The sequence below is a fragment of the Niallia sp. NCCP-28 genome (assembly GCF_023168165.1).
In the GTDB taxonomy this organism is placed as follows: Bacteria; Bacillota; Bacilli; order Bacillales; family Cytobacillaceae; genus Niallia.
Genome location: NZ_BQYJ01000001.1, coordinates 451,226 through 475,258, shown reverse-complemented (window position 1 = coordinate 475,258; position 24,033 = coordinate 451,226). Strand labels below are relative to the sequence as shown.

At 35.9% G+C, this 24,033-nt stretch carries 25 protein-coding genes and 1 pseudogene; 22 read left to right on the top strand and 4 right to left on the bottom strand.

Annotated elements, in window-relative coordinates:
• Window positions 1-83 precede the first annotated feature (83 nt).
• Window positions 84-833 carry a type I methionyl aminopeptidase gene (gene map / locus NCCP28_RS02335; protein WP_248559793.1) on the bottom strand — a complete coding sequence of 250 codons (750 nt, stop codon included), beginning with the start codon at window positions 831-833 and terminating at the stop codon, window positions 84-86.
• Between the two features lie 207 nt (window positions 834-1,040).
• On the opposite strand from map, the gene NCCP28_RS02330 reads away from it, so the two are divergent.
• The 9 genes from NCCP28_RS02330 (at window position 1,041) to lysA (ending at window position 8,861) form a co-directional block, all read left to right on the top strand.
• Complete coding sequence (locus NCCP28_RS02330; protein WP_248559792.1) at window positions 1,041-2,204, top strand: D-alanyl-D-alanine carboxypeptidase family protein; 1,164 nt, start codon at window positions 1,041-1,043, stop codon at window positions 2,202-2,204.
• Between the two features lie 256 nt (window positions 2,205-2,460).
• Entirely contained in the window at window positions 2,461-2,811 is a 351-nt protein-coding gene (gene spoIIAA, locus NCCP28_RS02325; protein WP_248559791.1) for an anti-sigma F factor antagonist, read from the top strand.
• A 1-nt stretch (window position 2,812) separates the two neighbouring features.
• Complete coding sequence (spoIIAB, locus tag NCCP28_RS02320; RefSeq protein ID WP_248559790.1) at window positions 2,813-3,253, top strand: anti-sigma F factor; 441 nt, start codon at window positions 2,813-2,815, stop codon at window positions 3,251-3,253.
• A gap of 12 nt (window positions 3,254-3,265) precedes the next feature.
• Window positions 3,266-4,021, top strand: coding sequence for an RNA polymerase sporulation sigma factor SigF (gene sigF / locus NCCP28_RS02315; protein ID WP_101179008.1), 756 nt, complete (start codon window positions 3,266-3,268; stop codon window positions 4,019-4,021).
• A 180-nt stretch (window positions 4,022-4,201) separates the two neighbouring features.
• Window positions 4,202-4,822: a stage V sporulation protein AA gene (locus tag NCCP28_RS02310; protein ID WP_282579514.1), complete on the top strand. Its 621-nt coding sequence runs from the start codon at window positions 4,202-4,204 to the stop codon at window positions 4,820-4,822.
• On the top strand, window positions 4,812-5,231 hold the full coding sequence (locus NCCP28_RS02305) for a stage V sporulation protein AB (protein WP_248559789.1): 420 nt from the start codon (window positions 4,812-4,814) through the stop codon (window positions 5,229-5,231). Before NCCP28_RS02310 ends, NCCP28_RS02305 begins: the two co-directional genes overlap by 11 nt.
• A gap of 42 nt (window positions 5,232-5,273) precedes the next feature.
• Window positions 5,274-5,873, top strand: coding sequence for a stage V sporulation protein SpoVABEA (gene spoVAEA, locus NCCP28_RS02300; protein ID WP_248559788.1), 600 nt, complete (start codon window positions 5,274-5,276; stop codon window positions 5,871-5,873).
• Entirely contained in the window at window positions 5,836-7,320 is a 1,485-nt protein-coding gene (locus NCCP28_RS02295; protein WP_248559787.1) for a spore germination protein, read from the top strand. The genes spoVAEA and NCCP28_RS02295 overlap by 38 nt, the downstream gene beginning before the upstream one ends.
• Window positions 7,321-7,535: 215 nt before the next feature.
• Window positions 7,536-8,861 (top strand): diaminopimelate decarboxylase, encoded by a 1,326-nt coding sequence (gene lysA, locus NCCP28_RS02290; RefSeq protein ID WP_248559786.1) that lies wholly within the window; start codon window positions 7,536-7,538, stop codon window positions 8,859-8,861.
• Window positions 8,862-8,902: 41 nt separating this feature from the next.
• On the opposite strand, the gene NCCP28_RS02285 is transcribed toward lysA, so the two are convergent.
• Window positions 8,903-9,769 (bottom strand): DUF1002 domain-containing protein, encoded by an 867-nt coding sequence (locus tag NCCP28_RS02285; protein ID WP_248559785.1) that lies wholly within the window; start codon window positions 9,767-9,769, stop codon window positions 8,903-8,905.
• 444 nt (window positions 9,770-10,213) lie between these two features.
• Here NCCP28_RS02285 and NCCP28_RS02280 point away from each other — a divergent pair, with 444 nt between their 5' ends.
• On the top strand, window positions 10,214-10,588 hold the full coding sequence (locus NCCP28_RS02280; RefSeq protein ID WP_248559784.1) for a GNAT family N-acetyltransferase: 375 nt from the start codon (window positions 10,214-10,216) through the stop codon (window positions 10,586-10,588).
• A 114-nt stretch (window positions 10,589-10,702) separates the two neighbouring features.
• Here the strand turns inward: NCCP28_RS02280 and NCCP28_RS02275 are convergent, their stop codons facing one another.
• On the bottom strand, window positions 10,703-11,221 hold the full coding sequence (locus NCCP28_RS02275; RefSeq protein ID WP_248560269.1) for a DUF309 domain-containing protein: 519 nt from the start codon (window positions 11,219-11,221) through the stop codon (window positions 10,703-10,705).
• Between the two features lie 198 nt (window positions 11,222-11,419).
• Between NCCP28_RS02275 and NCCP28_RS02270 the strand changes: the two genes are divergently transcribed.
• From NCCP28_RS02270 to NCCP28_RS02260, 3 genes are all read left to right on the top strand, one after another.
• Window positions 11,420-12,190, top strand: coding sequence for a segregation/condensation protein A (locus NCCP28_RS02270; protein ID WP_248559783.1), 771 nt, complete (start codon window positions 11,420-11,422; stop codon window positions 12,188-12,190).
• Window positions 12,177-12,761, top strand: coding sequence for an SMC-Scp complex subunit ScpB (gene scpB, locus NCCP28_RS02265; RefSeq protein ID WP_248559782.1), 585 nt, complete (start codon window positions 12,177-12,179; stop codon window positions 12,759-12,761). Before NCCP28_RS02270 ends, scpB begins: the two co-directional genes overlap by 14 nt.
• A gap of 319 nt (window positions 12,762-13,080) precedes the next feature.
• Window positions 13,081-13,974, top strand: a complete 894-nt coding sequence (locus NCCP28_RS02260; RefSeq protein ID WP_248559781.1) for a superoxide dismutase — start codon at window positions 13,081-13,083, stop codon at window positions 13,972-13,974.
• A gap of 91 nt (window positions 13,975-14,065) precedes the next feature.
• Here NCCP28_RS02260 and NCCP28_RS02255 read toward each other — a convergent pair.
• A pseudogene (locus NCCP28_RS02255) lies at window positions 14,066-14,472 on the bottom strand (SMI1/KNR4 family protein).
• Window positions 14,473-14,630: 158 nt separating this feature from the next.
• On the opposite strand from NCCP28_RS02255, the gene NCCP28_RS02250 reads away from it, so the two are divergent.
• The 9 genes from NCCP28_RS02250 to NCCP28_RS02210 all read left to right on the top strand — a co-directional run bounded on the left by NCCP28_RS02250 (window position 14,631) and on the right by NCCP28_RS02210 (window position 23,978).
• The gene (locus NCCP28_RS02250) at window positions 14,631-15,779 is read left to right on the top strand and encodes a D-alanyl-D-alanine carboxypeptidase family protein (RefSeq protein WP_248559780.1); all 1,149 of its coding nucleotides are present in this window, start codon (window positions 14,631-14,633) and stop codon (window positions 15,777-15,779) included.
• A complete protein-coding gene (locus NCCP28_RS02245; RefSeq protein ID WP_101176832.1) occupies window positions 15,772-16,362 on the top strand; it encodes a nucleoside recognition domain-containing protein in 591 nt (196 codons plus the stop codon). The genes NCCP28_RS02250 and NCCP28_RS02245 overlap by 8 nt, the downstream gene beginning before the upstream one ends.
• A 3-nt stretch (window positions 16,363-16,365) precedes the next feature.
• Entirely contained in the window at window positions 16,366-16,899 is a 534-nt protein-coding gene (locus NCCP28_RS02240) for a spore maturation protein (protein ID WP_248559779.1), read from the top strand.
• Window positions 16,900-17,221: 322 nt separating this feature from the next.
• Entirely contained in the window at window positions 17,222-17,950 is a 729-nt protein-coding gene (gene rluB / locus NCCP28_RS02235) for a 23S rRNA pseudouridine(2605) synthase RluB (protein ID WP_248559778.1), read from the top strand.
• A 100-nt stretch (window positions 17,951-18,050) separates the two neighbouring features.
• Window positions 18,051-18,575, top strand: coding sequence for a thiol-disulfide oxidoreductase ResA (resA, locus tag NCCP28_RS02230; RefSeq protein WP_248559777.1), 525 nt, complete (start codon window positions 18,051-18,053; stop codon window positions 18,573-18,575).
• A gap of 17 nt (window positions 18,576-18,592) precedes the next feature.
• Window positions 18,593-20,212 (top strand): cytochrome c biogenesis protein ResB, encoded by a 1,620-nt coding sequence (gene resB / locus NCCP28_RS02225; RefSeq protein ID WP_248559776.1) that lies wholly within the window; start codon window positions 18,593-18,595, stop codon window positions 20,210-20,212.
• Window position 20,213: 1 nt separating this feature from the next.
• Window positions 20,214-21,389, top strand: coding sequence for a c-type cytochrome biogenesis protein CcsB (gene ccsB / locus NCCP28_RS02220; RefSeq protein ID WP_248559775.1), 1,176 nt, complete (start codon window positions 20,214-20,216; stop codon window positions 21,387-21,389).
• Between the two features lie 115 nt (window positions 21,390-21,504).
• Window positions 21,505-22,221 carry a response regulator transcription factor gene (locus NCCP28_RS02215; RefSeq protein WP_248559774.1) on the top strand — a complete coding sequence of 239 codons (717 nt, stop codon included), beginning with the start codon at window positions 21,505-21,507 and terminating at the stop codon, window positions 22,219-22,221.
• Window positions 22,218-23,978, top strand: coding sequence for an ATP-binding protein (locus NCCP28_RS02210; RefSeq protein WP_248559773.1), 1,761 nt, complete (start codon window positions 22,218-22,220; stop codon window positions 23,976-23,978). The genes NCCP28_RS02215 and NCCP28_RS02210 overlap by 4 nt, the downstream gene beginning before the upstream one ends.
• Window positions 23,979-24,033: the final 55 nt, after the last annotated feature.

Genomic DNA, 24,033 nt, shown 5'->3' with positions numbered 1-24,033 from the left:
TTTATGTTTTTTGTAAGTTTTATATTGCTGCAAAAAAGGGAGAGTGATGAAGAAAACGAATGTTTTTCATCAGCCTGACAATCTTATTTTTGCATTGTCAAAATTTCTGGGCCATTTGCAGTGATGGCTAAAGTGTGTTCGTATTGTGCAGAAAGAGATTCGTCCACCGTTCTGGCCGTCCAGCCGTCCATATCGACTTTTGCATGATACATGCCTAAATTCAGCATTGGTTCAATGGTAATAACCATGCCTTCTTTTAAGCGTTTTCCTGTATTTGGCGGACCAAAGTGAGGGATTTGGGGTTCTTCATGCATATTGCTGCCAATCGCGTGTCCGACAAAATCACGAACAACAGATAATCCTTCTTGTTCAGCAAATGTTTGAATAGCATGGGAAATATCGCCGACCCGATTTCCGACAACAGCCTGTTCAATTCCTTTATAGAGTGCTTTTTCTGTTATTTCCAGTAATTTTTTAGCTTCATCACTTACTGTACCGACAGCATAGCTCCATGCAGAGTCTGCTAGCCAGCCATCTAAATTGACAACCATATCAATGGTAACAATATCTCCATTTTTTAATGGCGTTTTCGTAGGGAATCCGTGGCAGATTACATCATTGACAGAGGCGCATGTTGCAAATGGATAGCCATGATATCCTTTTTGTTCAGGAGTCGCTCCCCTTTTTAACATATAATTTTCTGCAAAAGCATCAATTTCTGCTGTTGTTATCCCAGGTTTAATTAATTTTGCTATTTCTTTGTGGCAATCCGCTAAAATCTCGCCCGCTTTTTTCATTTTATGGATTTGTTCCGGTGTTTTGATAATAATCATCTTTTGCCTCCTTATCTCTATCCTTTACCTGTAAAATGTTTCTATTTACGAATTAAAAATCAACTTTTAACATAGCTGACTATATTCATAATGTCAAATTATATGGATATAGATAAAGTTTTATTGTGAAAAATAATATGGATAACATTGTATAAAATGAACTCTTTTGGAAAAAATGGAATCTATATAGAATGGAGGGTTTTATACATGAAACGCATCATATCAATAGTCATCACAACAGTAGTTTTAGCCTTAATGATAGTGTCTCCTACTTTTGCAGCTGAAAAAAAGGGAGAGCTAGTCAATAATGTAAAGTCAGCTATTCTAATTGATAGAGACACAGGTACAATATTGTATGAGAAAAACAGCAATGAAAAGCTCCCCCCAGCTAGTATGACAAAAGTAATGACGATGCTGTTAATAATGGAAGCATTAGATCAGGGAAAACTAAAAATGGATGAAAAAATCCGCACAAGTGAATATGCGGCGTCCATGGGTGGTTCTCAAATCTTTTTAGAGCCTGGCGAAGAAATGACAACTGAGCAAATGCTAAAAGGAATTGCGATTGGTTCAGGAAATGATGCTGCTGTTGCCGTTGCGGAGAGATTGGCAGGATCTGAAGAAGCTTTTGTTGAAATGATGAATAATAAAGCAAAAGAATTAGGTTTAAAAAACACAGAGTTTAAAAATGTAACAGGGCTGCCAGTGAATGATCATTACAGTACAGCAAATGATATGGCATTGATGGCAAAAGAGCTTTTGAAATATCAGGATATCACCAAATTCACGGGTACTTACGAAGCATATTTGCGTGAAAACACTGATAAGAAATTCTGGCTTGTTAATACAAATCGTCTTGTAAAGTTCTATCCAGGGGTAGATGGGCTTAAAACTGGATTTACAAATGAAGCGAAATACTGTTTAACGGCAACTGCTGAAAAAAATGGCATGCGTGTAATAGCTGTCGTTTTTGGTGCGCCATCATCTAAAGAACGGAATGCACAAGTAACAAAAATGCTAGATTATGCATTTAGCCAATATGAAACACATCCACTGTATAAAAGGGATGAAGCAATTGGCAAAGTCCATGTAAGCAAAGGTTCTGAAAAGCAAGTAACGGCAGTAACAAGCGAGCCTCTTTCATTGTTGACAAAAAAAGGGGAACAAGTGGATAAAGTGAAAAAAGAAATAAACATGAAGAAAAACTTAAAAGCGCCAATTGCAAAAGGACAAGAAATTGGCACAATAAAATATACAAAAGATGGAAAAACGTTGATTGAAAGCCCTCTTGTAGCCCAAAAAGAAATTAAAGAGGCTGGCTGGTGGAAATTATTTAAGCGCTCTGTTGGCATGTTTACAAAAACCAATTGATTTTTTATGAGGCTGTTTTTGTATAGATTGTTGCTGTTTAACCTGTTCAGAATTCTAAAAGGTTTTCATTGTATTCCAAAAAGCACCAACCTTTTAGAAAACATCCCTTTATTAAAATAAGCGAAAAGGGACTATGTCGAATGGTTGTTTAAATCGTTTTTTTTAGCGAATTATCACTAGTTTTGTCTTTGGGGAAGGAAATAATCATAAATATATAGAATTGACTCACTAAACCAAATTAAGGAGGCTATGGATAGTGAGTCTTAATATTGAATTAGAAGTGAAAAATAATGTTTTATGTATTCGATTATCTGGTGAATTAGACCATCACTATGCAGAAGAACTGCGTACAAAAGCCACAGATGCAATTGGAAATTATGATATTCGCCATATAGTATTAAATCTTGAAAATCTATCTTTTATGGATAGTTCAGGATTAGGCGTTATTCTAGGAAGGTATAAACAAATTAAACAATTGGGAGGAGAAATGGTGATATGCGCCATTTCGCCAAGTGTGCAAAGGCTTTTTGACATGTCGGGGTTATTTAAAATCATGCGGTTGGAGTCGAATGAGGAATTTGCACTTCAGCGATTGGGGGTAGCATAACATGAGAAATGAAATGCATCTACAATTCAGCGCATTGAGCCAAAATGAATCTTTTGCCCGTGTAACAGTTGCTGCGTTTATTACACAGCTGGATCCAACGATGGATGAATTGACAGAATTAAAAACAGTAGTATCTGAAGCAGTGACAAATTGTATTATCCATGGTTATGAAAATGATCCAAATGGTATCGTCTATATTTCGGTTATATTGGAAGATGCTTATATCGATTTAACCATTCGCGATGAAGGAAAGGGAATAATGGATGTGGAGGAAGCAAGACAGCCGTTATTTACGACAAAGCCTGAACTAGAAAGATCAGGTATGGGATTTACCATTATGGAAAATTTTATGGATGAAATAGAAGTGCAATCTAGCCCCGAGAATGGAACAGAGATCCGTCTGCGCAAGCATTTAATAAAGAGCAAAATGCTAAGCAATTAAGGAGAATTGTCTATGGATGTGGAGGTAAAAAAAGATAAAAAAGATACGTATTTAAAGGATCATGAAGTAAAAGCACTGATTAAACAGAGCCAAGATGGAGATCAGGCAGCTCGAGATACAATTGTCCAGAAAAATATGCGCCTTGTCTGGTCTGTTGTCCAAAGGTTTCTAAATAGGGGCTATGATCCAGATGATTTATTTCAAATTGGCTGTATTGGTTTGCTTAAGTCTGTAGATAAATTTGATCTTAGCTATGATGTCAAATTTTCTACATATGCCGTGCCGATGATTATCGGTGAAATTCAGCGATTTATTCGGGATGATGGTACGGTAAAGGTCAGCAGATCTTTAAAAGAATTAAGCAATAAAATACGCAAAGCGAAAGATGAATTATCAAAACAATATGGAAGAACGCCAACAGTTGGTGAACTTGCAGAATTCTTAGAACTACCTCCAGAAGATATTGTCTTAGCACAAGAAGCTGCAAGAACTCCATCTTCCATTCATGAAACAGTATATGAAAATGATGGAGATCCAATCACGCTTTTAGATCAAATAGATGATGGCAATGAAGGGAAGTGGTTTGACAAAATCGCCCTTCAGGAAGCGATCCGAGAATTGGATGAACGAGAGCGTCTCATTGTTTATTTGCGTTATTACAAAGATCAAACTCAGTCGGAAGTGGCAGCAAGGCTTGGCATTTCCCAAGTGCAGGTGTCTAGGCTAGAGAAGAAAATACTGCAGCAGATGAAAGAACAGATGGATTAGTTTAAAATACAAGAAGAAGCTGGCTCAAAAGTCGATTATAACGACGTTTTGAGTCAGCTTCTTTTTTGTGCAGCAGGAAAAAGTTTTGGAAGGGAAAATTTCAAGCAATAAATCATCATAAATTTTTTTTTATAGCAAATACTACCTTAAAAGGAATTCATATGTTAGGAAGTGATACATTTGGCAGAGATTGTGTATTTACGAATGAGAAACCGAATTCAAAAAAAACTTCATGATAAAGTACTGCTAAAAGATCTTGCTCAAATAGTCGCCGATCCTTCTTTAACTGCCATATTACAAGAAATATGTGTTTATAAAATTTCTGAACAAGATCGAAATATTATTGTGATTGATAGTATACAGTTGTTAAGAAAAATAAGAAAAATGAATGAAAATATTGAAATTCAGTTGATTGGTCCAGCTCAAACAATTATAGAAGTGATTTTTAAACGGAAAATAATGTCCATTCCGTTGTTTATTATTGTTTGGCTGCTGTTATTTACCGGTTCTGCTTTAACGATTATGAATTTTCATGAGGATGTCAGCATGCAATATGTTCATCAGCGTCTATATAAGATGATCACGGGCAAGGATGTAGACAAGCCGCTCATTTTTCAGATTCCCTATTCAATTGGACTGGGCCTCGGCATGATTATCTTTTTTAACCATGTCTTCAAAAAACGCTTAAACGAGGAGCCAAGCCCGTTAGAAGTAGAAGTATTCAATTACCAGCAGTCTATCGATCAATATGTCATTATGAATGAAAATAAAGAAAGCATGAAAAAGTTAGATGATCATTAATATTCTTTTTGTTATTTTTATTGGCTTAGCTTGGGGAACAACGGTTGGTGCTGGATATGTCGCTTTTTTAACGGTTTTTGGCATTATCCCTCGATTAACCCAGCTAACCAAAACAGGAAATAAAATTTATGCATATGAATGGTCTGTTGTTTGCGGTGCTGTTTGTGGAACTCTTGCTTTTTTAAGAGAACCAGTTTTTTCTCTGCCAGCAATTCTGCTGCTGTTTTTTGGATTGGCTGGAGGCGTTTATGTTGGCATGATTGCAGCTGCTTTAACAGAAGTCTTAAATGTATTTCCTTTGCTTGCTAAAAGGGTAGGCATTGATGATCGATTACTTATATTAATGATGGCAATTGTATTAGGAAAAATCTGCGGCTCCTTATTTCATTGGATGTACTTTGTTCCATAATCATAGGAAAAACATGGTGAAAAAAGAAAGGAAGTATAAAAAATGGAAAAAAGGAGAAAAGTTATATTAATTACAGATGGAGATGAATATGCAAGGCGGGCAGTTGAAATAGTAGCAAAGGAGATTGGGGGAAGATGCATCTCTATGTCATTTGGGAATCCAAGTAAACTCAGCGGCCCAGAAATTATTAAAATGATTAAAAAGGCAAAAAATGATCCTGTTTTAGTTATGTTTGATGATAGTGGATTTGTAGGAGAAGGAGCAGGAGAAAGAGCGCTTCGATACATAGCAACACATAAAGAGCTAGAAATATTAGGGGTGATAGCTGTGGCCAGCAGAACCAGAAGGGAGGAATGGACAAGAATTGATGTGGCCATTGATCAGTTTGGCGAATTGACTCCGTATGGGGTCGATAAATTCGGAATACCAGAAACCGAAATTGGCCGTATGAGTGGGGATACAGTCTATAACTTAGATGAATTGCACTTGCCTCTTATTGTAGGCATTGGGGATATTGGAAAAATGGGCAAAAAAGATTCTTATGAAAAAGGTGCACCCATTACAAAAAAAGCAGTGGAATTTATTTTAGAAAGAAGTGGTTTTAATGAGCAGCGAGACAGCAAACATGGTGACGATTTATAAAGATTTAAAAGAAATTGAACAATACATGAAAAATAGAGTTGGCTTAGGAAAAAGCTTTGATTTAGGAATAAGGAAAATCAAGGTTTTGCATCATGAAGTTAATTTTTATTATGTTAATGGATTATGTGACAGTGCTTTGATTGTTCAATTGATTGAACATTTACTGTTTCTCAATGATACAGACAGAGAACTGCAGGGGAAAAATATTTTTGAGGTTGTCGAAAACCAATTTGTTCATCAATCGGTTCAGCCAATCAGCAAAATGGATGAATTGGTCGATCAAGTTTTGTCAGGTTTAATGGTTGCTGTTGTAAATGGCTATGATACAGGTCTTGCCATTGATGTCAGAAGCTATCCAGGAAGAATGCCACAAGAGCCGGATACAGAAAAAGTTGTAAGAGGTGCCAGGGATGGATTTGTTGAGAATATTATTGTCAATACAGCCATTACAAGAAGAAGAATAAGAGATGAACGTTTGCGTTTTGAAATAATGAAAGTAGGAGAACGCTCCAAAACAGATATTGCTATTGGCTATTTAGAAGATGTTGCCGACCCTGATTTAGTGGATATTATCAAAAAAGAATTAAAGGCAATTGAAGCGGACGGCATTACGATGGCGGACAAAACGATTGAGGAATTTCTTTTAAAGCAAAGCTACAATCCATATCCACTTGTACGATATACAGAAAGAGCCGATGTGGCCGCAACACATATAATGGAAGGGCATGTTATTATATATGTCGATACATCGCCAAGTGTCATTATTACACCAGCAACCTTTTTTCATCATCTCCAGCATGCGGAGGAATATAGACAGGCTCCTGTTGTTGGTACATTTATAAGATGGATGCGCTTTTTTGGGGTATTTGCTTCCCTGTTTTTTTTGCCTTTATGGTTTTTAGTGACGATGGAGCCTTCTCTTTTACCTGAAAATCTTGCATTTATAGGTCCAAATGAAAGAACCAATATTCCAATTGTCGTGCAGCTGTTTATTGCAGATTTAGGATTAGAGTTTTTAAGAATAGCAGCCATTCATACACCGACGCCATTATCAACGGCAATGGGCTTAGTCGCTGCCGTTATGATTGGGCAAATTGCGATTGATGTTGGATTATTTGTACCAGAAGTTATTCTGTACGTATCTGTTGCAGCAATCGGCAATTTTGCCACGCCTAGTTATGAACTTGGGATAGCAAATAAATTAGTGCGTCTATTGATGCTGATTCTAGTGGCGATTTTCCACACACCTGGTTTTATCATTGGATCTACTCTTTATATTTTATATTTAGTTAATTTAAGAACGCTGAATGTTCCTTACTTATGGCCGCTTATTCCTTTCTATCCAAAAGCGCTTACGCATATAATATTGCGCCGTACGGTTCCTGGAAGCAAAGTGAGACCAACACACCTTCATCCTCAAGATCGCTATAAGCAGCCAAGTGAATAAAAAGAGGATTGTGAATTAACGGAATTTATGATACATTTGTTTAATTAAGTGGGCTGTTAAGAAAAAAACACAAAAGACAGCACGCCGTTTTTAGCGAGCAAGTCTTTTGTGTTTTTTAATGGCATAATCAGGATAGGAGTCCCCTCTTTTAAATGGTAAGATTTTAGGGGTTTTTCTTATACGATTTTATATTGGGAAAGAATTGAGGGGAAAAGATGCATTATTATGGAACATCGGCTGTTAATGAAGCTGGTCATTTGGAAATTGGCGGAGTGGATACACTGCAATTGGTGGAGAAATTTGGAACCCCAGTGTATGTGTATGATGTCGCATTGATTCGGGAGAGAGCGAAAGGCTTTAAAGAAACATTTGAGAGAATGGGTGTCACCGCACAAGTTGCTTATGCAAGCAAAGCGTTTTCAACAATCGCGATGGTTCAGCTTGCAAATGAAGAAGGATTATCATTAGATGTTGTTTCAGGAGGAGAATTGTATACAGCAATAGCTGCTAATTTTCCAATGGAGCGTATTCATTTTCATGGCAATAATAAGTCAAAAGAAGAACTAGAAATGGCCATTGAATATAATATTGGCTGCATTGTAGTCGATAATTTTTATGAATTGGGATTATTGCAAGAACTTTGCGAAAAAAAACAAACGAAAATGAAGATTTTGTTAAGGGTAACGCCTGGCATTGAGGCACATACCCATGACTATATTTTAACAGGACAAGAAGATTCTAAATTTGGGTTTGATTTGCAAAATGGTCAAGCAGAAGAAGCTCTTCTTAAAGGAATGGATTCTTCTTATCTTGAGGTGTTAGGACTTCATTGTCATATTGGTTCGCAAATATTTGATACAACAGGGTTTGTTCTTGCTGCCCAAAAAATCATCGAGCGCCTGAATGACTGGAAGAAGCGCCATCAGTTTGCAACAAAAGTGCTAAACCTTGGAGGAGGATTTGGAATTCGCTATACAAGTGAAGATCAGCCGATTCAGCCTTCTGAATATGTAGAAGTTATTATTAAAGAAGTGCAAAATAAAGCAGCGCAATACAATCTGGAAATGCCGGAAATTTGGATTGAACCAGGCAGATCTTTAGTTGGAGATGCAGGCACTACCCTGTATAAAATTGGTTCCCGCAAAAATGTACCGAATGTCCGCAATTATTTGGCGATTGATGGAGGAATGAGCGATAATATCCGTCCATCCCTATATCAAGCAAAATATGAGGCTGTTTTAGCGAATAAACCATTGCAAAAAGCGGATGAAGTAGTGTCTATTGCAGGAAAATGCTGTGAATCCGGCGACATGCTTATTTGGGATTTGCCGCTGCCAAAAACAGATGATGAAGATATTTTAGCGGTATTTTGTACAGGAGCATATGGTTATTCCATGGCAAATAACTATAACAGAATTCCAAGACCTCCAGTGGTTTTTGTAGAAAATCAAAAAGCTACGCTTGTTGTAAAAAGAGAATCCTATGAAGATTTAATTAAATTAGATTTGCCATTAAAAGAGACGGTTACATTAAAAAACTAAGTGCGATTATCGCACTTAGTTTTTTTGCATCATTGGATTGATCAGCTAAAAAAATTTTTAATGGCATCAACTAGACTGACAAAAAATTCTTTTACTTTATCTAAAAAGCCTTGGCCTTCTTCGCTTTCAAGATAGTTTGTGAGTTTATCTTTTGCATTTTGCAGCTGGTCGCCTACTTGATTCCAATCAATATTTAATTCTTTTAATTTATTAAAGAACTCGATTAAACTGTTTGTCTGCTGTTCAGTTAAAGTTAAGTTTAAATCTTTAGCAGCATCATCAATAATTGTTTTTAGTTCTTGATCTGTTTCTGGTTTTGTTTCGGCTACTTTTTCCTTAATTTTTGCCATAAGTGCTGTCGCATTTTCTGTACCGATATCATCGCCTAAGTTTGCTGTTTTTACCATTTCCTCATTGGCAGCTTGTTTTACCTCTTCAGGAATTTTGGTATCTGTCGAAACTTCGTATGCTTTTACAATTCCTGTTAATGCTGCAGTTCCAGAAACCGGAATTGGAGCTGTTATGAAAATGTTCGCATCTTTTACTCCAGCAGTAATAAGGGCATTTATATACATTTCATCAGTAACCCATGTAATATTTTTTGTTTTTACTGTAATGCCAGCATTTTTTTCGGCAATTGTAATAGCTGAAGAAGAAATGGCCTTTGTGCCAATTAAAGATTTAGCAATATAGTTTCCTAAATATTGATGTTCTTCTTCATTTGATATCGTGATGATTTGTGCATCATCTGGCGCATTCATCTCGGTCAATACTAATTTTTTTTGCTCTTCTGTTAGATTTTTGCCAAGGGTAATAATCATATCTCCTGTTGTAACATCAGCGTATGCAGGAATTGGCAGCAATAACAATAATGTTAGCAGAGCAATTATTTGCTTTTTTAGTTTCATTGTTTTAAGTCCTCCTAATGTTTCAAAAAAAAGTTTCCTAATTACTAGACGTAAAAGAAGAGAAAAAAGTTTCCTTTTCTATAACTGATTTTATTGTTATTTTAATATATTGAAAATAGGTGCTTACATTAAAAAAATAATGGAGGAAAAGGTAGCTTATTTATGGAAGCGGCATACTTATATAAAGAATGCAATCAAATTAGCAAGGGCCAAATTGTCTATAATCGCCATTTTTTAATGATTTTTCTTGGGAATACAGGATAAATCCAAAGGTTTAGAAGATTTATCATTGAAGAATCACCGTATTTTATGTATGATAAAAGAAATAACATATTTCGTCAAAGTAAGATATTATCTGCATATTGTTTTGGGAACATTGTTTGGAAGTATGGGAAGATGGGGAAAATAATAGGTAAATATGTTTTATAATAATGAGGGATATAAATGATTATTCGATATAAAAAAACATTTGAAAAAATTGCCATGGGATTGCTTTCATTTATGCCAGCTGAAAAAAATTTAAAAGTTCTTCAAGCGACGATTAAGCAATATGAAACAGAGGACAGTTGGCAGCTGTTTTTATGGAAAGATGAAGAAGATATAATCGGTTTAATTGGAATATACATTGTAGATGAAAATACGATTAGTATTCAGCATATATCTGTTAATCCATCACATAGGCAGCAAGGAGTAGGAAAAGCGATGGTGCAAGGAATCAGAAGCTTATATCCAAATAAGGATATTCAAGCAAATGAATTGGTTCTTGAATTTTATTCCAAATGTAAAGATATCGTTGAAAAAGAAAATATGAATTTATAATAAAGTGTTCAGAGGAGACGGGGATTTTCATTCTGCGTCTCTTGTTCTGATTTATGGTGTAAAAAACATCTATCGGTTTGTCTCTTTTTTAAAGGAGAAACAAATAGATGTTTTTTATTTTTTTTGCTGGCGCATAAAAAGGGCTTCTGCTCTTTCTTTAAGAACAGTTGTACGGTCTCTTGTTAGATGCCGATTAATGAAGATTGGATCTACAGGCGTTTGATCTTTCCATAATAATCCAAGTTCTGCTGCTTTATTTTTGCAGATTTCTTCTAACTGTTTATCATCTATCGGCAAAGAAAATCCTGGAAAAGCGCTTAGTTGGCCAATCTGTTTTTCTAATGCCTCTATGCTGAAGAATAGTTTGTCCTTGTTAAGGCCATATTTGCTGATATTTTCATTTTCTATTTGGAAGATATATAAACTTTTGCGAATCGTTTTTAATGCGCCAGCATAATTTCCGCGCCGAAAGTGGTAACAAGAAACGGCCAATAGAATAAAGGCTACCCATATTGATTGCTTATTCGCTTTATCCACTTGTTTCCAATAATCTTCTAGTATTTCATGGCATTCAAAATAATCCCGATCTCCATGAAAATGCACTAGAAAAAGGATATATTCATTTGGATACATCAAGAATTCCCCTCCATTGTTTTGTCCTTTTTTATAATATGTTCTTTATTATACAAAATAATTAAGAAGGATAGTCAGTGATTTGTCTTGAAAGCAGTGATTGGATTATTTTTCTGTTGGATAAAGGTATTAAATCATCTATACTATTACTAGCATTGCAAAAAAATAATGCGATTAACACAGGATTTGGTGAATGAAATGCAATATAATGTGAAAATTGATAGTTTTGAAGGTCCACTGGACTTGCTTCTTCATTTAATTAATAAATTAGAGATTGATATATACGATATAAATGTTGCAGACATAACAGAGCAATATTTAGAGTACATTCATACGATGACAGAGCTTCAACTGGATATTGCCAGTGAATTTCTTGTGATGGCGGCAACCCTTCTTGCCATTAAAAGTAAAATGTTGTTGCCAAAACATGAGGATGATTTATTTGATGAAGATTTAATGATGGAACCAGTTGAAGATTCTAAAGAAGAATTAATTGAAAGATTAGTAGAGTATCGGAAATTTAAAGAAGCAGCAGATGATCTGAAAGCAAGAGAGCAAGAAAGAGGGCTTATCTATACAAAACCTCCGAGTGATTTATCTGGCTATGTGGACAAAGAAGAAGATATAGCGAAAAAAAATCTAGATGTAACTTTATATGATATGCTTTCAGCTTTTCAAAAATTACTAAAAAGAAAAAAACTTCAGGCGCCTCTTTCCACAAAAATAACCAGGCAAGAAATACCGATTGAAAATAGAATGAAAGAGATTCTTCAATTTGTTAAACATAAAACAGGACGAGTATCATTTGAAGATCTTTTTCCGATACCGGATAAAACCCATATCGTGGTAACTTTTTTAGCGGTTTTAGAATTAATAAAACGCCAGCAAGTATTTGTAGAACAAGAAAAAAATTTTGCAAATATTTTTGTGATTGGAAAGGAAGTAGGAACAAACATTGAAAGCAAGTAAATGGAAGGGAATTATGGAAAGTCTGTTATTTGCAGCAGGTGATGAGGGGTTAACCTTAAAGCAAATAACACATGTATTATCCATTGAACAAAAAGAAGCAGAAGAGATTATTGACCAGTTAAAAAAAGAGTATGAAAACAAGGAACGAGGCATTACGATTATAGAGATTGCAGGAACCTTCCAACTGGGTACTAAAAAGGAGCATTCCAGCTATTTGAAAAAGCTGGTGGAATCTCCACATGCCTCCACTCTTTCGCAAGCAGCTCTTGAAACATTGGCGATTATAGCCTATAAGCAGCCAATTACTCGTGCTGAAATCGAAGAAATCAGAGGGGTCAAAACAGAAAGGCCTCTTCATACGTTAGCAGCAAAAGCATTGATTAAAGAAGTAGGCCGAGCAGAAGGTGCAGGCCGAGCGATATTATATGGCACCACAAAAGAATTTTTAGATCATTTTGGTTTAAAAGATTTAAAAGAGCTGCCCCCTCTTGCAGAGAAAGAGGAAGATTTGTTTAATCAAGAAGAAGCAGATCTTTTTTTTGAAACTTTTCAGCAGCAAATGGAGGAATAAAAAAAGAGCTATCCAATCAGTTGATTTTTGGGCGATTGGATAGCTTTTTTTATTAATTCTAGAACCTGACCTCTGCTATGGTGATACTTTAGTGTGCCGTAGTGTGCCGGGGGACAGGCACCCGAAAAAGACATTTGTTCATATCGGGTGCCTGTCACTTTTTCTTTGTCAAAACAGATTTTTTTAGTTGATGGATAGATGAATTTTCGGTGTTTTTATGATGGGGTTTTTTATCGTTTCACTTTCACAAGCATGTTCCCTTTTCCTTTATCATATCTTTTAGTGAGTGATTCTAAAAGCGAAAAGGGGTTAACATAGAATGGCAAGCTATAATGAATATGTAAAGGAAGTATTGATCTGGAATGAACAATTAAAGAAGCTGCTAGAATCAGAAGAGGTTCGAAAAGATGAAAGCATTTGGCGGAAGCTGGATAATTTCTCTCAATTGATGGAGGGAGTTCAGCGCAAGCAGCTCCATACAGAAGAATTGATTAAAATCCAGCATGAAGCAGAAGAGCTTCATGGAGCAATGGAAGGATATTTTTCTAGCCGCCAAAATCTAGGGACTATTTATATAAATGAACCGATTGTACCTGCCGGAGGCCATGTATTGCCTAATTTGCCGTATGCTTATAATGCATTAGAGCCATATATTGAAAAAGAAATTATGGAGCTTCATCATAAAAAACATCATCAATCATATGTTGATGGTTTAAATAAAGCAGAGAATATGCTTGCAAAAGCCAGAAAAGATGGAGACTTTCAACTGGTAAAACACTGGTCAAGAGAACTTGCCTTTCATGGTTCTGGTCATTATTTGCATACAATATTCTGGCATAATATGAGTCCAAAAGGCGGCGGAGAGCCAAAGGGAGCATTATTAGAAGAAATAAAAAAATACTTCGGCAGTTTTCAAGCCTTTCGAAAACATTTTACAGAAGCGGCAAAAGCAGTCGAAGGAGTAGGATGGGCAATTCTTGTTTGGTCTCCTAGAAGCAGGCATTTAGAAATTCTTCAATCAGAAAGGCATATGCTTCTTACGCAATGGGACACTATTCCTTTGCTGGCACTAGATGTCTGGGAACACGCCTATTATCTGCAATATAAAAATGACCGGGCAGCTTATGTTGATAATTGGTGGAATATTGTCAACTGGAAAGATGTAGAACAGCGCTTTTTAAAAGCCAGTGAATTAAAATGGCGTCCATATTAATTGGTGCAAGAAAAAAAGGTTTATTATTCGAGACGTGAATCTCGAATAATAAACCTTTTTTATAGTAGACAGTGGCTAGTCGTTTTCTAAATTAATTTGGTATGGAATAGATCCAGGTTTTTAAATTTGGAGCATATATCTCGATTTCTCTATTTTCATGATGCCATAGATAAATTTCCTCATTCATGATTCCGTTGTTTATCTTAAGGCATAGTTTATCTCCAGAGCCGTCTTCACCGATTGTTATGTAATCCCAAGGAATAGTTTCTTCTCTGCTATCGATATTTTGCCTGAACACATCATCCCAAGTATGTTTAAGATTTGTATCGTCTTTGATAGGAAATAGTATCTACTCTCCAATTTCTGAGTTATTGACTAATTGAAAAAGTTCTTTGTATTGTTTTGGAATATAGCACCTGAATTTTTTTCTGCTGCTTGTATGGCGGCTTCGTCTATACCTGATTTTTTTGTATAAATTAATTTGCGAGCTTCTTTCAAGGTAGTCCTTCCGTCCTGCTCGAGTACTATGTCTATTCTACATTATATTAAAGGAAGAGCTATAAGGGAATTTGATTAGATTTTCCCGCAACAGTCATAACCCCACTTTTCTCTTCATAAACTTGTACAAACCATTATAAGGAGACGAGGTAGGTTAAATGAAATTATTTAAAGTAATCATTTTATCTGTTATCACGTCCTTGTTAATACTAGCCATTCCTCAAAATACAAGTGCAGCAATGTATGTCAGTGCAAGTAGTGCAGTATTAATGGAGCAGGATTCAGGAAGAATCATTTATGAAAAAGATGCAAATACCAAAAGAAGAATCGCAAGCATTACTAAAATTATGACGGCAGTCCTTGCGATTGAGTCAGGAAAATTAAAAGAAAAAGTGACAGTGAGTGAAAATGCAGTGAAAGCAGAAGGTTCCTCTGTATATTTAAAGCCAGGTGAAAAGATAGCGCTAGAAGATCTAGTATATGGTTTGATGCTTCGCTCCGGCAATGATGCTGCTGTTGCAATTGCAGAAGCGGTTGGAGGAAGTTTAGATGGTTTTGTTTATATGATGAACCAAAAGGCAGAAGAAATCGGCATGGCCAATACCAATTTTGCCAATCCACACGGTTTGGACGACCATGAGAATCATTATTCTACGGCATATGATATGGCATTATTGACACGTTACGCTATGAACAATGATACATATAAAAAGATTGCTTCTACCAAAACCTATCGCCAAGATAATCCGACAGAAGCATGGGACCGTGTTTGGAAAAATAAAAACAAGCTATTAACATCGCTTTATGAATATTCAACAGGGGGAAAAACAGGCTACACAAAAAGGGCAAAAAGAACGCTTGTCAGCACAGCTGAAAAAGATGGCTTATCCCTTATAGCTGTAACATTAAATGATCCAGATGACTGGGATGACCATATTAATATGTTTGAAACAGCTTTTAAAAAATATACGATGGAAACCGTAATGGAAAAAGGGGATTTAAAAGATGTGGACAGTAAATTCTATAAAAAGAAATTGTATATAAAACAAGGATATAACTATCCAATAACAGAGGATGAACAGAATCTTTTTTCTGTAGAGTATAAGCTTGCTCCTGTAAAAAAAACATGGAAAAAGGATGCATCAAAAGTGCCGAATATTGTTGGGGAAGTAGAGATATCCTTTGACCAAAAAATAGTTGATACAATTCCAATCTATTATAAACATACAGAAAAAAAGGGGAAATCTTTTATCGACTATTTTAAAAGCATCTTTTTTGCCATAAGCGGAGTGGACGGCAATGGTTAATATTATTTGGGTATTGATGACTGTTATCGGCATTGTATTTGCCATGTTTAACGGAACGATGGATGAGGTGAATAAAGCCATTTTTTCGGGGGCAAAGGAAGCTGTTACAATCTGCATTGGCTTAATCAGTGTCTTGGTTTTTTGGCTTGGCATGATGAGAATTGCGGAAGAAGCAGGACTGTTAAAAAAACTGACTAATCTTTTTCGTCCACTTGTGACAAAACTATTCCCAGAAGTGCCAAAAAACCATCCAGCAATGGGCTATATTCTTTCCAATATGATGGCTAATTTATTTGGACTTGGCAATGCGGCAACTCCTCTTGGCATTAAAGCAATGGAGGAGCTGAAAAAATTAAATGGAGGAAAAACAACAGCAAGCAACAGCATGATTACTTTTCTTGCATTAAATACATCGAGTGTCACATTAATTCCTACAACAGTTATTGCAATTAGAATGAACTATCATTCTGCATCCCCGACAGATATTGTTGGGCCAACATTAATTGCAACGATTTTTTCGGCAATAGCCGGGATATCAATTGATCGTTTTTTCTACTATAGAAGATTAAAAAAGGGTGGATAATTTATGGAGTTTGTTTCCCTTATTTCTTTATGGATGATTCCTTCCCTGATTGGGTTCATTCTGCTATATGGAACATATAAGCGAGTGCCGACATATGAAAGCTTTGTAGAAGGGGGAAAGGAAGGCATTAGCATTGCATTTTCCATCATTCCTTTTTTAATTGGCATGCTTGTAGCGATTTCTGTATTCAGAGCAAGCGGTGCGTTAGAGTATTTTATGGGGTTTCTAAAACCGGTCCTCGATTTTGTAGGGATTCCATCAGAGGTGGCTCCCCTTGCGATTATTCGTCCCATTTCAGGAAATGCAGCCCTTGGAATGACAAGTGATTTGATTGCGACATATGGACCTGACTCATATATTGGAAGGCTTGCTGCTACCATTCAAGGGAGTACAGATACAACATTGTATGTTCTTACTGTTTATTTTGGGGCTGTTGGCATTAGAAAAATGGGTGATGCTCTAAAGGTGGGATTACTGGCAGATTTAGTTGGTTTCATTGTTGCTATTGTGGTGGTTACCTTGTTTTTTGGAAAATGATAAAAATATTTATGGCTATTTAGCCGTTTGATTGCACACTGCTATATCTAGCAGTGTGTTTTTTATGTTGTCGGAATAATGGATTAATAAAGACTTTCTTTGAAAATTCGTGAATTTATGTCATAATGCAAAAAGGATATAGCTTAATATGTGAGTGCTTTAAACAATAGAACGTGTTAAATGTTATGGTTGATTTTGATGCTATATGGATTGGAGATCAACAGATGAGTTTAACAGAGCCAAACAATAAAAAAGCAAAGTTTAGAGTATCTTTAACCGATGGCGAAATCAAGAAAATAATGAAAATTTTGAGGTGGCATAGATGGAAAGACTACAAAAAGTAATTGCGCATGCAGGAATTGCATCAAGAAGAAAAGCAGAAGAATTAATCGTAGAAGGCCGAGTGAAAGTTAATGGAAAAACGGTTAAGGAATTAGGAATAAAGGTGACTCCTTCTGACAAAGTAGAAGTAAATGGAATACCTCTTGAAAGAGAAGAGCCAGTTTACTTTTTGCTGTACAAACCAAGAGGGGTTATCTCAAGTGTAAATGATGATAAAGGAAGAAAAGTAGTGACAGACTTTTTCTCTGAAATTGTCGAGGCTCGAATTTATCCAATCGGTCGATTAGATTATGATACATCAGGGTTAATCCTGTTAACAAATGATGGAGAGTTTGCCAATATCATGATGCATCCAAAAGGAGAAATCGAAAAAGTATATGTGGCAAAAGTTAAAGGAGTTCCATCTCGGGAGAAATTAAAATTGCTAGAAAGAGGCGTGGAATTAGAAGATGGCAAAACAGCCCCTGCTAAAGTAAAGCTTCTTTCTTTAGATAAGAAAAAAGGGACGTCCATTATTGAATTGAAAATTCATGAAGGACGAAACCGTCAAGTAAGAAGAATGTTTGAAGCAATTGGTGCGCCTGTTATGAAACTAAAAAGGGAAAGATACGCTTTTCTTAATTTAAGTGGATTAAGACCAGGCGAGGCAAGAGAACTGACAGCACATGAAGTAAAGCTGCTCCGTGCAGAAGCAAGTAAAAAAAAGTGAAAAATTCATAAAACTTTCACAGTTGCCTAATGAGGATTACAATATCAACAACATATAAATGATATAATAATGGCGAAAGCAGTTTGGCAAGGGGGCATTTATGAAAAAGAAACGTTTACTTGTCCGCTCCACTATTTTTTTGCTAATAAGTGCAGCTTCCCTTTATACGATTTATGCAAGCATAGCCAATAAAAAAGTCGACCAGCTGCAAGTTGGCCAAAAAGCCCCTAATTTTATGCTTGTAGATCAATATGGAAAAAAGCAGCAACTAGAAAATTATAAAGGCCAAGGTGTATTTTTGAATTTTTGGGCCACTTGGTGCAAACCATGTGAAACAGAGATGCCTCTTATTAATAAAGTAAACAAAAAATACAGCGGAAAAGGCATTCGAGTATTATCTATTAATATTGGGGAATCCTCTTTGGCAGTAGATAGATTTATAGAAAAATATCAATTGGATTTTTCGATTATGAATGATGCGAATGAAGGAGTGCAGGAAGCTTATGCAATCAACCCCCTTCCTGCTTCCTTTTTCATCGATAAGGATGGAATCATTCAAGAGATTTATACAGGGGAATTAACGGAAGAAAAAATGGAAGCATTACTGAAAAAGATTAAACCATGATATCAGGTGGCGTACATATGAAACCAATCCAATGCGGCTGCGGCTATAAAAATCCATATGGAACAGAAATTTGCTGTGCATGCGGCCATGTATTAGGGGGAAATGGTGGAAAAGTGGATATGCGCTATGAAGGCAGTGCCCGTCGCTCTCAAACCTATAAGAGAACCCTTATTGATAAACTTTGGAACTTTTTTTCATCCGTAAAAGTCGGTGTTGGCTTTATTGTTCTTGTATTAGTTGCATCCATCATTGGAACGATATTGCCCCAAGTCCCAACTATCCAGACAGCACTTCCGCTAGGGGAATATTACAAACAAAATTATGGATGGTTTGGAGCCGTGTACCATACTCTAGGTTTTTCTAATTTATATCATTCCTTTTGGTATCTTTTTTCAATCATTTGTTTAAGCATCTCTTTACTTATTGCAAGCATTGATCGTTTTTTTCCTTTATATCGTTCTTTGAAATATCAGAGGGTAATAAAACATCCAAGTTTTTTTAAAAACCAGCATGTTTTTTTTCAACTAGCATCTATTAATGAACAAGAGCTAGAGTGGAAGCTTCAGTCTCTTCGCTATAGGGTAAAAAAGGAAAAGGAAAATGTATTGGCTGAAAAAGGAAGGTTTTCAAGATGGGGGCCGTATGTTAATCATTTAGGCTTAATTATTTTTTTGATTGGTGTGATAGCACGCTTTTTGCCTGGAATGTATGTAAATGAAGTAGTATGGATTCGAGATGGAGAAACAAAACGTTTGCCTGGGACAAACGGGGAATATTACTTGAAAAACAATCAATTTATTGTAGAAGTATATGATAAAACGAAAGAAGGAAAAGTATTTGAGGATGCTTTGAAAAAAAGAGAGATTATAGCGAAAACCTTTCAAACAAAAGCAACCTTATTTCAAACAGACCAACATGCCATTTTAGGTGAAAAACCAATTTTGCAAGAAGTAAAAAAAGCAGATATTGAAGTGAATAAACCATTAAAATATGATGGATATGCGTTGTATCAGGGAGACTATAAACTGAATGAATTATCTAAGCTGGAGTATAAAATAACAGAAACTGCGACAAACAAGGAATTTGGGTCCATTAAGATTAATTTGGCTGATCCACAAAAAAGCTATACTTTACATGCCGGTTTGCAAGTAGAGATAGAAGAGTATTATCCAGATGTAGCCTTTGATAAATTAGGGAAACCTCGAACAGTATCCAAAATCCCCAATAATCCAGCGTTTGTGTTTCGAATACATTCAGCAGATAAAAAAGTTTCAGAAGTCAGTTTTGCTACGGTAAACCAAACGGTTAATTCGTTCAAAAATCATCAGTTTACTGTGAAATTGGAAAATATCAAAACAAAAAATGTAACAGCTTTAACCGTCAAAAAAGATCCATTGCTGCCAATTCTTTTTATTGGTGGAATTATTTTTATGCTAGGTGTTATTCAAGGCTCTTATTGGAACCATAGAAGAGTATGGATAAAAAAAGTGGGAGATCAAAAAATTTGGATTGCCGCACATACAAATAAAAACTGGCATGGACTAAAACGGGATATCGAGCAGGTGTTTGGAATTATCGAAAAAATAAGCTTGGAAAAACCTGCATATAAACATTCAGGCACTAGAGGGGAGGAATAGAATGGCAAGTGTCAGCAGCGATTTTTTATTTGCTTCATTTCTCCTTTATATAGTGGCCACTTTGTTTTTTGGCGGGGGAGTGAAACAAAGGCAAAAAGACAAAAAAACGATGTTGGGTAAATTTTCAGCCATAGGCACCGCTATAACTATTTTGGCTTTTTTAAGCCATTTAACCTTTTTTATCTTGCGATGGATTGCAGCTGGTCATGCTCCTGTCAGCAACTTATTTGAATTTATTTGCTTTTTTGCATTGGCAATAGTTGCAGGTTTTTTGCTAATATTCAAATTGTACCAGCTTCCCTCACTAGGGGTTTTCACCTTGCCTGTTGTTATTGTTCTTTTGGCATATGCAAATATGTTTCCAAAAGATGTGGCGCCTCTTATACCGGCGCTCCAGAGTTCTTGGCTTAAAATTCATGTGATAACAGCAGCATTAGGGGAAGGCATTTTATCCGTCAGTTTTGCGGCAGGCTTTATTTATTTACTGAAAGCAGCAAATGACCAAAATGCAAAAAGCATAAAAGGGATTGAATTAATCATCTTTGCCTTTTTATCTTTTGTAGGTTTTATTCTATTAAATCTTATTTTTTCTTCCATTGGCTTTAAAGAAGAAATGTACATAGTCGATAGTCAAGGAGAAAAAACAGTGATTGAATATCATATGCCGCCAATCATTGGCCCAGCTGAAAAAGGAGCAGCTAATAATACGGATTTTCAGCCTTTTCTTACAGTGCCGGCAACAATAAATAGCGGTAAATTAAATAGCGTGCTATTATCTGTTGTGGCAGGGGGAATTTTATATATATTAGTTAGATTGATTCTCCGAAAAAGAATTGGCGCCGCATTAAAACCGCTGGTGAAAAATGTTTCATTAGATCTTTTGGATGAAATAAGCTATCGTTCCGTTTTAATTGGATTTCCTATTTTCACATTAGGGGCATTAATTTTTGCAATGATCTGGGCGCAAATAGCTTGGTCGAGGTTTTGGGATTGGGATCCTAAAGAAGTGTGGGCATTGATTACTTGGTTGTTTTATGCAGCATTTTTGCATTTGCGCATTGGGAAAGGCTGGCAGGGGGAAAAATCTGCGTGGCTTGCTGTACTAGGTTTTATTATCATTATGTTCAATTTGATTGTCGTGAATTTAATTATGGTAGGTTTGCATTCTTATGCATAGATAAAGGCGTCAAAGGTAATTTTCCCATTCGCCTTAAAAGAGACAATGTGAGTATCAACTATATGCAATGAAAAAAATACTTAAATCAGAGTACTTCGTATAGGAGGATTCATAAATGGAAAAAGAAATCAGACTGTTAGTAGTAGATGATGAGGAAAGAATAAGACGTCTATTAAAAATGTATTTGGAAAGAGAAAATTTTCATGTAGAAGAAGCTGAAGATGGCGAAGAGGCGCTAACAAAGGCTTTGGCGACAGATTATGATGCCATACTCCTTGATTTAATGATGCCAGGCAAAGATGGCATGGAAGTATGCAAAGAGCTAAGAGAAAAAAAAGCGACCCCAGTTATTATGCTGACAGCAAAAGGGGAAGAAATAAATAGAGTACAAGGGTTTGAAGCGGGAACAGATGACTATATTGTCAAACCGTTTAGTCCAAGAGAAGTTGTTTTGCGTGTAAAAGCACTTCTCAGAAGATCTGCAACAACAACATTTGTGCAAAATGACAGCAGCTCAAAAGATATTATTGTATTCCCATATATTACGATTGATCATGACGCACATCGAGTGCTTGCAGAAGGAAAAGAAGTAAGTTTAACGCCTAAAGAATATGAACTGTTATATTTTTTGGCCAAATCTCCAGATAAGGTTTTTGATCGAGAACTCCTTTTAAAGGAAGTATGGCATTATGAGTTCTTTGGTGATTTGCGTACAGTAGATACACATGTTAAACGTTTAAGGGAAAAATTAAATAAAGTATCAGAAAAAGCTGCAGGAATGATTGTGACAGTTTGGGGTGTAGGGTATAAGTTTGAGGTTAACAATGGATGATGTTTTGGAGGAGCGTAGTATTTAAATTATGGTTTACATTTTTACTTCTTATATCCATTGTGCTTTTTATATTGACAGTGATGCTGTTGGAATATTTTCAACAGTATCATTCTGACCAGACAAAAAAGGGGCTGGAAAATACCGCAACCAAAATAGCCTCAATTCTTAGCAAACATAAAGCAGAGGCAGGAGTAGAAATTGCTTGGGATTTGCTTGATGATGAGATGGGGGCTACGATCATTCAATCTTCTGATAAGGTTATTTTATCTCCGAAAGGTCAGGTGACAAAGCTTTCTCCTCATTATTTAGCGCAAAATAAAAAATTATCTGATGCGATTTCCAAGGGGAAAACAAAGGTCATCACGATAAAAGATCCGATTAATGACCAAGATCAATTGGTTATTGTTGGGACACCTCTAATTGAAAGCGGTAAATCCTCTGGAGCGGTTTATATTTACCAATCCTTAAAAGCATTAAATGAGACGAAAAATTCTACTACTAAATTTATTGTATTAGCAGCTGTGATTGCAATTGTTTTAACCACAATCTTTGCCTTTTTTTTGCTGACAAGAATAACGGCTCCCTTGCGAAAAATGAGAGAAGCTGCATTTGAACTGGCAAAAGGGAATTTTGATACAAAGGTGCCGATTATGGCACAGGATGAAATCGGTGAATTGGCGATTGCTTTTAATAATATGGCAAAAAGACTAAATTTTAATATTAATGCTCTAAGTGAAGAAAAAGAACAGCTAGGCAACATATTGAGCGGAATGGCAGATGGCGTTATTACGTTTAATAAAAACGGAAGATTATTAATCACCAACCCTCCGGCTGAAAGATTTTTGCAGCATTGGCATTATGAGCAAAACGATTATACGAAAGAAGGGCAAGTTCCAACAAAAGTGAACGAGCTATTTCTTTTAGCTGTTACAACAGGGGAAGAACAAATTGATGAGATAAAACTGCAAGGAAGATATTGGGTTGTTATTGTAAGCCCACTATACAACAAAGATTTTATTCGAGGGGCAATTGCAGTCATTAGAGATATGACAGAAGAAAGAAAACTGGATAAGCTAAGGATTGATTTTATTGCCAATGTTTCTCATGAATTGCGTACGCCAATAAGCATGCTTCAAGGGTATAGTGAAGCAATTGTAGATGATATCGCTGGGTCGGAAGCGGAAAAAAAAGAAATGGCGCAAATTATTTATGACGAATCGGTTCGAATGGGAAAATTGGTGAATGAATTATTGGATTTGGCGAGAATGGAAGCTGAGCATGTAGATTTATTAAAAGAAGAAGTGGAAATAAGCAGCTTTTTGCAAAAAGTTTCTCGGAAATTCAATGCATTAGCGAAAGAGAAGGATATTTCATTAATTGTGCATTCCCCATCTATAGCGCAAGCTTTTTATATGGATCCAGATCGCATAGAACAAGTATTAACTAATGTTATCGACAATTGCATTAGACATACTCCTCTTAAAGGCAAGGTTACTATTGATTGCAAAGTAGACAGTTCAGGTGTTACCTGGACAATCGAAGATACAGGAATTGGCATTTCCGAAGAAGATTTGCCTTTTGTATTTGAACGTTTTTATAAAGCAGATAAAGCTAGAACAAGAGGCAATTCAGGAACAGGACTTGGACTTGCTATTGCCAAAAACATTGTGGAGGCGCATCATGGTCATATTTCTGTACACAGTAAAGTAGGCAGCGGTACGACATTTTTAATCTATTTGCCTCGAATCCTTGAATAAAATAAGAGAAAATGACGATTATTCTTGATTCATAAGAAACAATTTCACATAATAG

Coding starts and splice junctions, on each gene's coding strand:
- map (WP_248559793.1), bottom strand. CDS start 833: ATGATTATTATCAAAACACCGGAACAAATCCATAAAATGAAAAAAGCG.
- NCCP28_RS02330 (WP_248559792.1), top strand. CDS start 1,041: ATGAAACGCATCATATCAATAGTCATCACAACAGTAGTTTTAGCCTTA.
- spoIIAB (WP_248559790.1), top strand. CDS start 2,813: ATGAGAAATGAAATGCATCTACAATTCAGCGCATTGAGCCAAAATGAA.
- sigF (WP_101179008.1), top strand. CDS start 3,266: ATGGATGTGGAGGTAAAAAAAGATAAAAAAGATACGTATTTAAAGGAT.
- NCCP28_RS02305 (WP_248559789.1), top strand. CDS start 4,812: ATGATCATTAATATTCTTTTTGTTATTTTTATTGGCTTAGCTTGGGGA.
- spoVAEA (WP_248559788.1), top strand. CDS start 5,274: ATGGAAAAAAGGAGAAAAGTTATATTAATTACAGATGGAGATGAATAT.
- NCCP28_RS02295 (WP_248559787.1), top strand. CDS start 5,836: ATGAGCAGCGAGACAGCAAACATGGTGACGATTTATAAAGATTTAAAA.
- lysA (WP_248559786.1), top strand. CDS start 7,536: ATGCATTATTATGGAACATCGGCTGTTAATGAAGCTGGTCATTTGGAA.
- NCCP28_RS02285 (WP_248559785.1), bottom strand. CDS start 9,769: ATGAAACTAAAAAAGCAAATAATTGCTCTGCTAACATTATTGTTATTG.
- NCCP28_RS02280 (WP_248559784.1), top strand. CDS start 10,214: ATGATTATTCGATATAAAAAAACATTTGAAAAAATTGCCATGGGATTG.
- NCCP28_RS02275 (WP_248560269.1), bottom strand. CDS start 11,221: ATGTATCCAAATGAATATATCCTTTTTCTAGTGCATTTTCATGGAGAT.
- NCCP28_RS02270 (WP_248559783.1), top strand. CDS start 11,420: ATGCAATATAATGTGAAAATTGATAGTTTTGAAGGTCCACTGGACTTG.
- NCCP28_RS02260 (WP_248559781.1), top strand. CDS start 13,081: ATGGCAAGCTATAATGAATATGTAAAGGAAGTATTGATCTGGAATGAA.
- NCCP28_RS02250 (WP_248559780.1), top strand. CDS start 14,631: ATGAAATTATTTAAAGTAATCATTTTATCTGTTATCACGTCCTTGTTA.
- NCCP28_RS02245 (WP_101176832.1), top strand. CDS start 15,772: ATGGTTAATATTATTTGGGTATTGATGACTGTTATCGGCATTGTATTT.
- NCCP28_RS02240 (WP_248559779.1), top strand. CDS start 16,366: ATGGAGTTTGTTTCCCTTATTTCTTTATGGATGATTCCTTCCCTGATT.
- rluB (WP_248559778.1), top strand. CDS start 17,222: ATGGAAAGACTACAAAAAGTAATTGCGCATGCAGGAATTGCATCAAGA.
- resA (WP_248559777.1), top strand. CDS start 18,051: ATGAAAAAGAAACGTTTACTTGTCCGCTCCACTATTTTTTTGCTAATA.
- resB (WP_248559776.1), top strand. CDS start 18,593: ATGAAACCAATCCAATGCGGCTGCGGCTATAAAAATCCATATGGAACA.
- ccsB (WP_248559775.1), top strand. CDS start 20,214: ATGGCAAGTGTCAGCAGCGATTTTTTATTTGCTTCATTTCTCCTTTAT.
- NCCP28_RS02215 (WP_248559774.1), top strand. CDS start 21,505: ATGGAAAAAGAAATCAGACTGTTAGTAGTAGATGATGAGGAAAGAATA.
- NCCP28_RS02210 (WP_248559773.1), top strand. CDS start 22,218: ATGATGTTTTGGAGGAGCGTAGTATTTAAATTATGGTTTACATTTTTA.